This is a genomic window from Brachybacterium sp. 107, assembly GCF_052379725.1.
Lineage (GTDB): Bacteria > Actinomycetota > Actinomycetes > Actinomycetales > Dermabacteraceae > Brachybacterium.
This window is the reverse complement of record NZ_JBQSYW010000001.1, coordinates 268239-281514: the sequence shown is the minus strand read 5'-3', so window position 1 is coordinate 281514 and position 13276 is coordinate 268239. Positions and strand designations below refer to the sequence as shown.

Here is a 13276-nt window from a genome sequence, read left to right as displayed (position 1 = left end):
GCTCAGCCGCCGGCGAAGGGCGGCAGTACGTCGAGCCGATCCCCGTCGCGCAGCTCCTGATCACGGTCGGTGCAGGCCACGGCGTTGACGAGAATGCTGGAGCGGTCGATCACGCGGGCGGCGTCGGGGGCGGCGCCGCGAAGGAGATCCGTGAGCGCCTCGCGCACGGAAGCGCCCTGCACGGTCGCGACGTCGGCCCCGTACTCGGCGGCGGCGCCGGCGAACAGGCGCACGGTGAGAGTGGGGGTGGAGTCGTCGTGGGTCATGGCTCTCCTGCCTCAGCCGCCGATCGCGCTCATGGGGCGTTCGGGCTGGATGAAATCGTCGCGGTCCATGCCGTGGCCGGCCTTCTTGCCCCACTGGGCGGCGCGCCAGATCTGCGCGATGTGCTCGTCGTCAGCCCCGGAGCGCAGCGCGCCCCGCAGGTCGGTCTCCTCCCGGGAGAACAGGCAGGTGCGCACACGGCCCTCGGCGGTGAGCCGGGTGCGGCGGCAGTCCGCGCAGAACGGCCGCGTCACCGAGGCGATGATCCCGACCCGGCCGCGATGGGCACCGGTGATGCGGTCCTCGACCTCGAACAGCTCGGCGGGGGCACCGTTGCGGTCCTCGGCGACCGGCGTGAGCGTGTAGCGGTCGGCGAGCATCGAGTGGACGTCAGCCGCGGAGATCATCGTGCCGCGGTCCCAGATGTGGTCCGCATCCAGAGGCATCTGCTCGATGACGCGCAGCTGCAGCTCACGGGCCAGGCACCAGTCCAGGAGATCAGGGAGCTCGTGGTCGTTGACGCCGGGCAGCAGCACCGCATTGACCTTGATCGGGTCCAGGCCCGCCTCGCGGGCGCCCTCGACCCCGGCCAGCACGCGGTGCAGCAGGGGGCGGCGGCTGAGGCGCTCGAAGGTCTCGGAGACCACGGAGTCCAGGGACACGTTGATGCGGTCCAGGCCGGCATCCCGCAGTCGCGCGGCGCGGTGGTCGAGGCCGATCGCGTTGGTGGTCAGCGAGATGTCCGGACGCTGGGGGAGCGCGGCGACCCCGGCGATGATCTCCTCGAGGTCCGGCCGGGTCAGCGGCTCGCCGCCGGTGAAGCGCACCTGCTCGATGCCCAGGCGCTCCACACCGATCCGTACCAGGCGCACCACCTCGTCGACGCTGAGCATCTGCTCCTTGTTCAGGAACGTGAGGCCGGAGGCGGGCATGCAGTAGGTGCAGCGCAGGTTGCAGAAGTCGGTGAGGGAGAAGCGCAGATCTGTGGCCTCGCGGCCGAAGCGGTCGGCGAGGGCCGGGGTCGCGGGGCGATCCGAGGTGTCCGGGAGCGAGGTGGTGGTCTCGTCCGTGGTGCGCAGCTTGGGGATGCCCAGGCCGATGCGTCGCGATGCCATGGTGCCGCCTCCTCTCGCGATGGTCCGGCGGGGCCGGGGAGCGGCCGCCGCGATGCGGCAGGAATGCTCCCGCCCCGTCCCAGGATAGGCGTCTTCCCCGGGAAGGGGCCGAGACGTCGGCTCGAGGGTCTGTTCGGCGGGGGTCTGTTCGGTGAGGGCCCGTTCGGTGAGTGCCCCGTCGGCGGCGGTCCTTCCGGCCTGGTCGCCCGACGCGCCTATCCTGGACGGGGCCGCGGACATCGTCGGCCCGTACCTCGCCCGACGGGAGACCTCACACGATGGCCGGTGCCGAGCGCATCCCCCTGACCGATCACGTGGCCGACGCGATCGCGCTGCTCGCCGACGTGCGCCACGGCGAGGTGGTGCCCCTGGACGGTGAGGCCGTGGGCCGGGTGGCCCGCGGCGATGACCGGGCACGGGTCGACGTCCCCGGCGTCGACAACTCCCAGATGGACGGATACGCCCTCGCGAGCGCCGATCTCCGGGCGGCCCGCGGCACGGAGGACTCCGGCCCCGCCGCGGGAGCTCAGGCGCTGACCCTGCCGCTGGGCCCCACGATCGCCGCGGGGGACGCCCCTGGGACCCTCGCCCCGGGCAGCGCCCGACCGATCATGACCGGCGCGCCGATCCCGGACGGCGCCGACCTCGTGATCCCGGTGGAGGAGAGCGCCGAGGGCCGCTTCGCCTCGGCCCTCGTCGCGGACTCGGGTGCTGCCCAGTCAGAGTTCGCTGAGCGGGCCGTGACGCTGACGCCCCTCTCGGACGAGCCCGGGCGCTTCGTGCGCCGGCGCGGATCGGACACCCTGCGCGGGGACACCGTGCTGCGCGCCGGGCAGGTGCTGACCCCCGCGCGGATCGCCCATCTCGCCGCCTGCGGGCTCGGCGATGTGGAGGTCGAGGCGCGGGTGCGGGTGATCGTGCTGTCCACCGGCAGCGAGGTCGCCGGACCGGACGCCGCCCCCGTCGACGGTGGGGTGTTCGATGCGAACGGTCCCGGCCTGGCCGCCGCCCTCCGCGCGGCCGGGGCCGACGTGGTCGCCCGCGCCACCGTGCCCGACGACGCCGCCGCACTGGTGGACCAGCTGCGGGGACTCGTCGCCGAGCACGACGCGGACCTCGTGGTGACCAGCGGGGGAGTGAGCGCCGGGGCCTTCGAGGTGGTGCGCCACGCCGCCGCCGGCACCGGCGTGACGATGGCCTTCCCGAAGGTCGCGCTGCAGCCGGGCGGACCGCAGGGCATCGGCACCCTCGACCTGCCCGACCGCCGGGTGCCCTGGCTCGCCTTCCCCGGCAATCCCGTCTCCGCCCTGATCAGCTGCGAGCTCATCGCCCGCCCCGCGCTCGGGGCACCGCCCCGCACGCGCCTGCGACTGCCGGTGCAGCTCGAGGCGGAGGAGTCCTCGCCGCCCGCCCTCGAGCAGTACCGTCGGGCGCGGCTCCTGCCCTCGGGCCGGGTGCGCCTGATCGGCGGCGCGTCCTCCCATCTGATCGGGAGCTTCGCCGCCGCCGATGCTCTCGTGATCGTCCCCGCCGGGATCGACGTCGTGCGCGACGGCGACACCCTGGAGACCCTGCTGATCCCTGGAGGAGAGTCATGACCGACGCTGCCGCCGACGCTGCCGCTGTCCCTGCCGGCCTGTCCCACGTGCGGGCCGACGGCTCCGCCCACATGGTCGACGTGACCGACAAGGCCGTCACCTCTCGTGAGGCGACGGCCCGCGGCGTGCTGCGCACCCGCGCTGATGTCGTCGACCGCATCGCCCGCGGCGACCTGCCCAAGGGGGAGGCTCTCGCGACCGCCCGCATCGCCGGGATCATGGGCGCCAAGCGCACCAGCGATCTCGTGCCGATGTGCCATCCGCTGCCGCTGAGCGGGGTCGAGCTCGACCTCGCACCGCAGGGGGACCGGGTGGAGATCACGGCGCGCGTGCGCACCCAGGGCGTCACCGGCGTCGAGATGGAGGCGCTCACCGCGGTCACCGTCGCGGCGCTGACCCTGTTCGACATGATCAAGGCCGTGGATCACCTAGCCGTGATCGACGGCGTGCAGGTGCTCGCGAAGTCCGGCGGCAAGAGCGGGGACTGGACCCGGGAGAGCGAGACCGCCGGGACGGCGCGCATCGCATCGGACGCGGAGCCCGCAGCGCAGAAGCGGTCGACACGAGAGTCGACAGCACAGGAGCCGACACCATGAGGACGATCCCGGCCCGACGCGACGATTCCGACTGCCAGGTCAGCGAGGACCCGTCGGCCCCGCTCACGCTGCGCGGCACCGCACGGGTGCTCATCGCCTCGACGCGCGCGGCCGACGGCACCTACGAGGACCGCACCGGTCCGCTGCTCGTGAAGTGGCTGCGCGGGCGCGGCCTGGACGAGGTCGACAAGCGCGTGGTCGCCGACGGACCCGACGTGGGCGCGGCGCTGCGCGAGGCGATCGAGGCGGGGATCGACATCGTCATCACCTCCGGCGGGACCGGCGTCAGCCCTACTGATGTCACCCCCGAGCAGACCGCCCCGGTGCTGACCCGCGAGATGCCCGGCGTGCTCGAGGCCGTGCGCCGACGGGGCGCCGAGAAGACCGCCACCTCCCTGCTCAGCCGCGGCCTGGCCGGGATGGCCGGGGACAGCTTCGTGGTGAACCTGCCCGGGTCCCGCGGCGGGGTGAAGGACGGGATCGTCGTGCTGGATCCGATCCTCGACCACCTCCTGGACCAGCGCGACGGGGGCGGGCATCCGGAGCAGGAACAGGCTGGGCACGGGCACGGGCACCAGCAGGAGAAGCTGGCTGCCCAGGGGCCTGCGTCCGCGCAGACCGCCGATCCCCGCCGCGGCGCGACGCCCTTCGGGGGGCCGCTCGAGGAGCTGCGGATCCCCGGGGGCCCCGAGATGGGACCGGCGCACGAGCGCGTCATGGTCGCCTCCGTGGGCGAGGACGCGATCTCCGTGGCCGCCCTGATCGAGACGGTGGACGACTCCCGCTGCGGCGCCGTCGTCACCTTCGACGGCGTGGTGCGCGACCACGACGGCGGCCGTGGGGTCGAGCGCCTGGAGTACACGGCGCACCCCGGCGCGGCCGACGTGATGGCCGAGGTGGCGCGCGAGATCGCCGAGCGCTACCCGGACACGCTGGTCGCCGTCGCGCACCGCTACGGACCGCTGGAGATCGGCGAGAGCGCCCTGGCGTGCGCCGTCGCGGCCCCGCACCGCAAGCAGGCCTTCGCGGCCTGCGACGACCTGGTGGACACCGTCAAGCAGCGTCTGCCGATCTGGAAGCACCAGCATTTCGCGGACGGCGAGGACGAATGGGTGGGAGCGCTGGGCTGATCGGGTGCTGGACACCCTCCCGTCACCTGCGATGGCTACGGTGAGCTCATGCGCATCCTCCACCTCAGCGACACCCACCTCTACGGCGATCCCACCGCCCGCCACTACGACCGCATCGACACCACGGCGGCCCTGCGCGGGCTGCTCGCCCGCTTCGACGCGGTCACGGGCCTCGATGCGATCGTCCACACCGGCGACGCCTCCGAGGACGGCACGGCGGAGAGCTACCGCCTGCTCCACGAGATCCTCGAACCCTTCGCGGCGCACAAGGGGGCGGCGCTCGCCGTGGTGATGGGCAACCACGATGTCTCCGCGACCTACGGGGAGACCATCGCGCTCGGTGACCGGGGCACCTCCGTGCAGGACAGGGTGGTCTCCGTGCCCGGCGGCGGCAGGATCGTGGTGCTCGACTCCAGCGTCCCCGGGGCGGGCTACGGGCACCTCGAGCCCGAGCAGCTGGCCTGGCTCGGGGAGGTGCTCGGGGAGCCGGCCGGTGGGGATCAGTCGAACGGCGGGACCGTGCTCGCGATCCATCATCCGCCGCTGGTCGGGGCGACGAAGCTGCTGCGCGGGCTAGACCTCGACGGGCTCGACGAGCTCGCCGAGGTGCTCAGGGGGTCGGACGTCCAGGTCGTGCTGTCCGGGCATTACCACCACGAGATGAGCGGCGCCATCGCCGGGATCCCCGTGCATGTGGTCCCGGGCATCACCAACGTGGTGGACCCCGTGACAGCGGGCGACCACGAGCAGTCCCGGGCCCAGTCCGGGGCGAGCCTCGTCGAAATCGGTGAGACTGGTGAGATCGGCCAGCTCGGCCAGGGAGCGCCCCGGGTGGTCACCTCCGTGTTCCCCAATCTCGGGGACGACCTGGGTGATCCAGAGACCCCCGTCTATGACTTCGGGCCGGAGCAGGTCGCCGCGATCGTCGAGGCCGCCGGGCGCTGAGACCGGGAGCTGGCGCCGGGAGTCGGCGCCAGAAGTTGGCACCCCAAGCTGGCGGCTCAGGCCGGCACCTGTCAGCGCTGCCGTCAGGGAACGAAGAAGCCCCTGCGGATCATCTCCGCAAGGGCTTCATGAGGACGTGCCGACGGCTCAGTAGCCGAAGCCGTAGGGACGCACGCCCTGGGTGCTGAGGGGAGTCGTGACGGTCGGGGTGACTCCGGCGTCGCTGCGGCGGCCGGTTCCGGACTCGACGATGTCCTGCGCGACGCGGGAATCGGAGCGGCGGCGGAGCGCGGCGGTGAGGGTGCGGAAGATAGCCATGAAGGAGGGCTCCTGTGGTTCGGAGGGGGAGAGGACCACGCCCTGGATCGCAGGTGCTGCAGTCGGTTCGATGACTCCATATCTATCACCGCCCGGACGCCCGGTCACGCCTTCGGTCGAGACTCATTGCCAGAGTCACAATAAAGGTGTGACCTGGTGCGCATCACGAGAATGTGGACGACTTGTGACGGTCCGTGCGGGTGGCTGGAGAGCTCACTGGAGGGCTCGAGGCGATCGGGATCCGGACCGGGTCGGGATCGGAAACCCGCGCGGTGTTCGCGTCGGGCGTACTGGCGGATCACGGCCTCCCGGCGGAGGTTCCCGGCACCCTCCTCGGCCACCCCTGGGCACCCCTGCCACCCCCCTCGATCGTCCGACCGGTTCGTCGGAGGAGGGCCGGGACGCACGGCCGCGGCCCCGGGACATCGTCCGGGCCAGCGGTTATCCCCGCGGCAACCGTGGGAGCGGTCGGACTGCGGCGGATACGAGAGCACCTGAGAGGGCGGTCGCTGGACGCGATCAGTGCCTGTCCGCCGGGCCCCCACGGCCTGTCCATCAGGTCCTCGCGAGCCGGTCGGACCGCGTGGACACGCCCCGGATCTAGCACTCGTCTTGCATGAGTGCCAACGCGGTCCTAAAGTGGGACCCGTTGGCAGTCGACGGCCGAGAGTGCCAGAAGCTGCCGCAGAGGGATCCTCCTCGGTCGGCACCGCGACGACGATCGGGACCGGGATCCCTGAACCCCAGAACTCACAGAGTCATCTCTTCATGAAGGAGTGAGCCGCATGTCGGTCTCCATCAAGCCCCTCGAGGATCGCGTCGTCGTCAAGCCGCTCGAAGCCGAGCAGACCACGGCCTCAGGTCTGGTCATCCCGGACACCGCGAAGGAGAAGCCCCAGGAGGGCGAGGTCGTCGCCGTCGGCGCCGGTCGTTTCGACGACAAGGGTCAGCGCGTGCCCATGGACGTCAAGGTCGGCGACAAGGTCGTCTTCTCCAAGTACGGCGGCACCGAGCTGAAGTACGGCACCGACGAGTTCCTCGTCCTCGGCGCTCGCGACATCCTCGCAATCATCGAAAACTGAGCGGACTGAATCTTTAATGGCTAAAGAGATCATCTACAACGAGGACGCACGACGCGCCCTCGAGCGTGGCGTGGACAAGCTCGCCAACACCGTCAAGGTGACGCTCGGCCCCAAGGGCCGCAACGTCGTCCTCGACAAGAAGTGGGGCGCTCCCACCATCACGAACGACGGCGTGACCATCGCCCGTGAGATCGAGCTCGAGGATCCCTACGAGAACCTCGGCGCTCAGCTCACCAAGGAGGTCGCGACCAAGACCAACGACGTGGCCGGCGACGGAACCACCACCGCCACCGTCCTCGCCCAGGCCATCGTGCACGAGGGCCTGCGCAACGTCACCTCGGGCGCCGCTCCGTCGGCCCTGAAGCGCGGCATCGAGAAGGCCGTGGACGCGCTCTCCGAGAAGCTCGGCGAGATCGCCACCCCGGTCGATGGCAAGGAGCAGATCGCGTCCGTCGCGTCCGTCTCCAGCCAGGACGCCGAGATCGGCCAGCTGCTGGCCGAGGCGTTCGACAAGGTCGGCAAGGACGGCGTCATCACGGTGGAGGAGTCCTCCACCACCGCGATGGAGCTGGACTTCACCGAGGGCATGCAGTTCGACAAGGGCTACATCTCCCCGCACTTCGTCACCGACGGAGAGCGCCAGGAGGTCGTCCTCGAGGACGCCCTCGTGCTGCTGCACCAGGGCAAGATCTCGGCCGTGGCCGACATCCTGCCGCTGCTGGAGAAGGTCGTCGAGGGCGGCAAGCCGCTCTTCGTCATCGCGGAGGACGTCGACGGCGAGGCTCTGTCCACGCTGGTCGTCAACAAGATCCGCGGCACCTTCAAGGGTGCGGCTGTCAAGGCTCCCGCGTTCGGCGATCGTCGCAAGGCGATGCTGCAGGACATCGCGGTGCTCACCGGTGCACAGGTCGTCACCTCGGATCTCGGTCTGGACCTCAAGACCGTCGACACCGACGTTCTCGGCCAGGCTGGCCGCGTCGTCATCACCAAGGACTCCACCACCATCGTGGGCGGCGCCGGCGATGACGAGGCAGTGTCCGACCGTGTCGCGCAGATCCGCGGCGAGATCGAGAACACCGACTCCGACTGGGACCGCGAGAAGCTCCAGGAGCGCCTCGCGAAGCTGGCCGGCGGCGTGTCCGTGATCAAGGTCGGGGCTCACACCGAGGTGGAGCTCAAGGAGAAGAAGATGCGCATCGAGGACGCGGTCTCCGCGACCCGCGCTGCCATCGAAGAGGGCATCGTGGCCGGTGGCGGCAGCGCCCTCGTCCAGGCCTCCTCCGTGCTCGAGGACAGCCTCGGCCTCGAGGGTGACGAGGCAGTCGGCGTCCGCGCCGTGGCCCGCGCCGTCGTCGAGCCGCTGCGCTGGATCTCCGAGAACGCGGGCCTCGAGGGCTACGTCGTCGTCGAGAAGGTCAAGGAGGCTCAGGTCGGACACGGCCTGAACGCCGCGACCGGCGAGTACGTCGACCTCGTCGCCGCAGGTATCATCGATCCGGTGAAGGTGACCCGCAGTGCCCTGCGCAACGCGGCCTCCATCGCCGGTCTGGTCCTCACGACCGAGACCCTCGTGATCGAGAAGCAGGAGGACGAGGAGGCGTGATCACGCCTCGAGCCGACCGCTAGGTCGCTCGCGTCCGTCCGACGGGCGGGCAGCACGGGGAGACCCGGGCTGCCCGCCCGTCGGCATTCCCGGGGGCCTTTCCTCGGGGCCTCGGGGCCCCTCGGGGTCCCTCGGACCTTCGGAGTCCTTCAGAGTCCTTCAGAGTCCTCCAAGAAATCTGCGCGAGGTGGCGGCACCTCCATGGCAACATCTCCGTGGCAACACGGCAAAGATGCTTGAACCTGCAGGTCACACAATGGTGACCTTTCTCAGGTGGTGCCATGCTGGCGTTGCACGAATTATCAACTTACGGTCGGAGGAAGGGTACCGGTGGGACGACGACGTCCCGCACGCCGCCCGAGATCCACTGCGGAGCCCTGAGGGGCCCGAGGTCGAGCGCGCTCAACCGGTATCCACCGAGAGCCGACGACCGAAGCGGAGGAACTGCGTGACGCCATCCCTGACCCCACCCTCGTCCGAGGATCCCGCGCCCGGGAGCAGCCCGATGCCACGTGGCGGCGAGCGGGAGGCCGCGCAGGTCGCCCGCGGGAAGCTCGGTGCGCAGTCCACGCGGCGCGAGGAACGGGAGCAGCGGGAGTCGCGGCGCGCACCGGTGAGGACCGACGATCTCCAGAAGGGATCCGCCGAGATCTCGGGTGCCAAGGGTCCCCGGGTCAACTGGGTGGTGTTCCTGAGCTCCGCGGCGATCATCCTCGCCTTCTCGTTGTGGGCGATCCTCGCGCCGGCGGCGGCCGAGAGCACTCTGCTGGAGATCGTCACCTGGATCGCCGCGAACGTCGGCTGGTTCTATGTCGTCACGGTCAGCCTCGTGATCCTCTTCGTGCTGTGGGTGGCGTTCTCGTCCGAGGGCAAGGTGCGGCTCGGGCCCGACCACGCCCGCCCGGAGTACAAGCTCTTCACCTGGGTCGCGATGCTGTTCGCGGCGGGCGTCGGCATCGACATGCTCTTCTACTCGGTCACCGGGCCGATCTCCCACTACCTCACCCCACCGGATGCGGCCCCGGAATCCGCCGCCGCCCTGCAGGACTCCGTGGTGTGGACGATGTTCCACTACGGGGTCGCCGGATGGTCGATGTACGCGCTGCTGGGGATGGCGATGGGCTACTTCGCCTACCGCTGGGGCATGCCGCTGTCGATCCGGGCGGCGCTCTTCCCCCTGCTCGGCAAGCGCGTGCGCGGTGCCGCCGGGGACGTCATCGACATCTTCGCCCTGGTGGGTACCGTGTTCGGCGTGGCAACCTCGATGGGGATCGGCGTGGTGCTGCTCAACGTCGGCTTCTCCATCCTGTTCGGCCTGCCACAGGGTCTGGGCCTGCAGATCGCCCTGGTGATCGTCGCCGTGGTGATGACCATCGCCGCGTGCACCTCCGGGGTGGACAAGGGCATCCGCCTCATCTCCGAGCTGAACCTCTGGAGCGCTGGCGCGATGCTCCTGTACATCCTGGTCACCGGGAAGACGTCGTTCCTGCTCAACGCGATCGTGGAGAACATCGGCCGCTTCATCGCGACCCTTCCCGAGCGCACCCTGCAGACCATGGCCTACGAGCCCGGCGGCTCGGACTGGATGGCCGGCGCCACCTTGTTCTTCTGGGCGTTCTGGCTCGCCTGGGGCCCCTTCGTGGGCATGTTCCTGGCGCGCATCTCCCGCGGCCGCACCCTGCGCGAGTTCGTGCTCGCCGCGATCACCGCACCGGTGCTGTGCGACCTGCTCGTGGTCACCATCTTCGGCAACAGCGCCCTGTCCGTCGTGCTCGAGGACACCCCGGCCAGCCGCGCCTTCGCGAAGCTGGCCGTCGACAGCCCCGAGCAGGGCTGGTACGCGCTGCTCGAGATGTTCCCCGGGGCCGCATTCCTGGTGGGCCTGGCCACCCTCTCCGGGCTCCTGTTCTACCTGACCAGTGCGAACTCCGGAGCCCTGGTGATGGCGAACTTCTCCTCCACGATCCCGGATCCCGGCCAGGACGGCGCCAAATGGCTGCGCATCTTCTGGGCGATCCTCACCGCGGTGCTCACGATCGCCATGCTCACCGCCGGTGGTGTGACCACGATGGAATACGCGACCCTCATCTTCGGGCTGCCCGTCACCGTGGTGGCGTACCTGGTGATGGCGAGCTTCTCGAAGGCGCTGCGGATGGAGCGGGCCGACCGTGAGGGGCGCGTGCTGCGTCGCGCCGACGCCGCCGTCCACGGCGGCTTCGCCCCGGAGAAGTCCTGGCGCCAGCGCCTCGCGAACCTCCGTGCCTACCCCAACGTCCGCGCCGTCACGGAGTTCGCGTCCGGGACTGTCGCGGGTGCGCTCGCGGACGTCTCCCAGGAGTTCCAGGAGCAGGGGTACGCGGCGCAGACCCGGTCCATCACGGACAACGAGACCGGTATCGCGATCAACACCCTGATCATCAAGATGGGGGAGGAGCGCGACTTCATGTACCGGGTCGCTCCCGTGGAGACCCCCGTGCCGACGTTCGGTGCCCGGGTCGCCCAGGAGCGCTCGACCTACCCCCGCCTGGACGTGTTCACGCAGACCGGCGCGGAGGGCTACGACGTCACCGGGCTGTCCCGGCAGCAGATCATCAACGACGTCCTGGACCGGTACGAGAACCACATCCAGTACCTCGCCTATGCGGCCGAGGTGGGCGGGGCGAGCGTGCTCACCCCGACCACGCACGGGAGCCTCGGAGGCCCCGTCATCGACTGACCGGACGTGCGGGTCGGCCGCCGAACCGCTGCGGGACGACCCCGGGGACGGAGCCGCACGACTCGCGGTCCGACCTGCGGCGAGGACAGGTTCCTCTCCTCCTCGGAGGCTTAGTATGGGGCTCGTCCTGGAACGTCGACCCTTGGAGGGTGAGTGGTGAGCAACAGCCCCGACGCCACTCCTCGGGTCGACGACGACAGTCGGCCCACCCGCACCTTCGGACCTCCAGCGCCTGTCGTCCTCGGCACCCTCGGTGTCGGCTTCGTCTTCGTCGTGGTCCTCGAGTTCCTGGTGATCATCAGCTTCGTGGGCCAACGGTTGTGGAACGACCCCGCGCTGCTGCGCGACCTCGTGTTCACGACGCCCCTGCTGCTGTGGGTCCTCGTCGCGGCGGGCTCGGCGATCTTCTGCCTGCGCATCATCACCGCCTGGCTGCAGATCGACGAGGAGGGCTTCGAGCTGCGGAGCCTGGCCCGGCGCACCCGGAAGGTGCGCTGGGACGAGGTGGGGCAGGTCATCGCGGTGCGGGACATCGACCGCGGCGCCACTCCCGCCGAGATGCTGGACGCCTCCGGGACCACCTATGACGGTGTGTACGTGATGGACGGCGCGGGCCGACGGGTGCTCGCGGTCTCCAGCCGGTTCTTCGGCCCCCGGGCCCAGGAGATGACTCTCCACCGGGCACGCGAGGCGGGCGCGACGATCGATCACATCGACGCGATCACCGTGAAGGATCTGCAGGAGCAGGCGCCCCAGGCGCTGAGCTTCGTGGATCGCCACCCCAACCTGCTCCTCCTGCTGCTGGCGGCCTTCTACGTCTTCCATAACGTGCTGACCTTCGCCGTGTGGGGTCTGTGAACGGGCGACCTGCGAGCGAGCGGCCAGGTCGCGCCGCCCGGAAGCGGGCCCGCAGGCGTCCTCCGCCGCTGCCCCAGCGGGAGGGTCTGGATGCTGTGCGCTGGGTGATCCCGCGTGACGCGACGTCGGCGGGTCCCGCCCTCGAGGCCCTGCAGGCGAGGTTCCCGGCGCTCGCGGACCCGCAGGCGACCGACCTTGCCGCGCGATTCGCGCGAGGGGAGGTCGTGGACGCAGCGGGCAGACCCTGGGCGGCCGCTGCGGCCGTCGGCCCGGGGGATGAGCTCTGGTTCCACCGGGAGCTGCGCGACGAGGAGGTCCCGCACGTCGAGGTGCCGATCCTGCACCGCGACGAGCACCTGCTCGTGCTCGACAAGCCCCACGACATGGCGACGATGCCGCGCGGCGCCCATGTGCTCTCCAGCGCTCTGGTGCGGCTGCGTCGGGACACGGGGATCGACACCCTGGTGCCGTTGCACCGCCTGGACCGGCGCACTGCCGGCGTGCTCGCCTTCGGGATCCGGCCCGAGGAGCGAGCCGCCTACCAGCAGCTCTTCGCCCTCGGCGAGGTCGGCAAGGTGTACGAGGCGCGGGCGCAGGTGCGGGCACGTCCGTGCCTCCTCCGTGAGGGGGACGTTCTACGCGACCACCTGCTCAAGCGGCAGGGCGAGCTGCGCACTCAGGTGCTGCCCGGGGAACCGAACGCCGAGACCCGCGTGGGGGAGCTGGTGGAGGAGCCCGACGGGACCGTGCACGTGACGCTGCACCCGCGCACCGGTCGCACCCATCAGCTGCGCGTGCAGCTCTCCTCCCGGGGTGCGCCGATCCTCGGGGACGACCTGTACGGTCCGGCGGACGCTGCCCCGGAGGCGGACCCGACGGCCCCGACGGCCCTGCCGCTCCAGCTGCTCGCGCGCCGCCTCGCCTTCCGTGACCCGGTCACCGGTACGGAGCATCGCTTCGAGAGCAGCAGGACTCTGCGGGGGCCCGTGTTCGGCCAGGACTAACCGGACCGGGTGACCTGCGCCGCCCCCGGTCACCGCCACCGGAGTGA

General features: G+C 70.9%; 12 protein-coding genes. 9 read left to right on the top strand and 3 right to left on the bottom strand.

Annotated features, from left to right (window positions below):
- Nucleotides 1-2: 2 nt before the first annotated feature.
- Both ACT3UL_RS01260 and moaA read right to left on the bottom strand, forming a co-directional pair.
- Nucleotides 3-266 carry a MoaD/ThiS family protein gene (locus ACT3UL_RS01260; RefSeq protein ID WP_444576282.1) on the bottom strand — a complete coding sequence of 88 codons (264 nt, stop codon included), beginning with the start codon at nucleotides 264-266 and terminating at the stop codon, nucleotides 3-5.
- Between the two features lie 12 nt (nucleotides 267-278).
- Entirely contained in the window at nucleotides 279-1379 is a 1101-nt protein-coding gene (gene moaA, locus ACT3UL_RS01255; RefSeq protein ID WP_444576280.1) for a GTP 3',8-cyclase MoaA, read from the bottom strand.
- Nucleotides 1380-1657: 278 nt separating this feature from the next.
- Here moaA and ACT3UL_RS01250 point away from each other — a divergent pair, with 278 nt between their 5' ends.
- From ACT3UL_RS01250 to ACT3UL_RS01235, 4 genes are read left to right on the top strand one after another with little or no spacing between them, the layout of a single operon-like run.
- The gene (locus tag ACT3UL_RS01250; RefSeq protein ID WP_444576279.1) at nucleotides 1658-2977 is read left to right on the top strand and encodes a molybdopterin molybdotransferase MoeA; all 1320 of its coding nucleotides are present in this window, start codon (nucleotides 1658-1660) and stop codon (nucleotides 2975-2977) included.
- Nucleotides 2974-3573 carry a cyclic pyranopterin monophosphate synthase MoaC gene (gene moaC, locus ACT3UL_RS01245; protein ID WP_444576278.1) on the top strand — a complete coding sequence of 200 codons (600 nt, stop codon included), beginning with the start codon at nucleotides 2974-2976 and terminating at the stop codon, nucleotides 3571-3573. The genes ACT3UL_RS01250 and moaC overlap by 4 nt, the downstream gene beginning before the upstream one ends.
- Nucleotides 3570-4703, top strand: coding sequence for a molybdenum cofactor biosynthesis protein MoaE (locus tag ACT3UL_RS01240; protein ID WP_444576276.1), 1134 nt, complete (start codon nucleotides 3570-3572; stop codon nucleotides 4701-4703). The genes moaC and ACT3UL_RS01240 overlap by 4 nt, the downstream gene beginning before the upstream one ends.
- Before the next feature lie 48 nt (nucleotides 4704-4751).
- Nucleotides 4752-5648, top strand: coding sequence for a metallophosphoesterase family protein (locus tag ACT3UL_RS01235; RefSeq protein WP_444576274.1), 897 nt, complete (start codon nucleotides 4752-4754; stop codon nucleotides 5646-5648).
- A gap of 147 nt (nucleotides 5649-5795) precedes the next feature.
- On the opposite strand, the gene ACT3UL_RS01230 is transcribed toward ACT3UL_RS01235, so the two are convergent.
- On the bottom strand, nucleotides 5796-5966 hold the full coding sequence (locus tag ACT3UL_RS01230; RefSeq protein ID WP_444576272.1) for a hypothetical protein: 171 nt from the start codon (nucleotides 5964-5966) through the stop codon (nucleotides 5796-5798).
- A 785-nt stretch (nucleotides 5967-6751) separates the two neighbouring features.
- Between ACT3UL_RS01230 and groES the strand changes: the two genes are divergently transcribed.
- From groES to ACT3UL_RS01205, 5 genes are all read left to right on the top strand, one after another.
- Nucleotides 6752-7048 carry a co-chaperone GroES gene (gene groES / locus ACT3UL_RS01225; protein ID WP_343926041.1) on the top strand — a complete coding sequence of 99 codons (297 nt, stop codon included), beginning with the start codon at nucleotides 6752-6754 and terminating at the stop codon, nucleotides 7046-7048.
- A gap of 16 nt (nucleotides 7049-7064) precedes the next feature.
- A complete protein-coding gene (groL, locus tag ACT3UL_RS01220; protein WP_444576270.1) occupies nucleotides 7065-8651 on the top strand; it encodes a chaperonin GroEL in 1587 nt (528 codons plus the stop codon).
- A 448-nt stretch (nucleotides 8652-9099) separates the two neighbouring features.
- Nucleotides 9100-11367, top strand: a complete 2268-nt coding sequence (gene betT / locus ACT3UL_RS01215; RefSeq protein ID WP_444576268.1) for a choline BCCT transporter BetT — start codon at nucleotides 9100-9102, stop codon at nucleotides 11365-11367.
- Nucleotides 11368-11523: 156 nt separating this feature from the next.
- Entirely contained in the window at nucleotides 11524-12225 is a 702-nt protein-coding gene (locus ACT3UL_RS01210; protein WP_444576266.1) for a hypothetical protein, read from the top strand.
- A 104-nt stretch (nucleotides 12226-12329) separates the two neighbouring features.
- Nucleotides 12330-13229: a pseudouridine synthase gene (locus ACT3UL_RS01205; RefSeq protein ID WP_444576264.1), complete on the top strand. Its 900-nt coding sequence runs from the start codon at nucleotides 12330-12332 to the stop codon at nucleotides 13227-13229.
- Nucleotides 13230-13276: the final 47 nt, after the last annotated feature.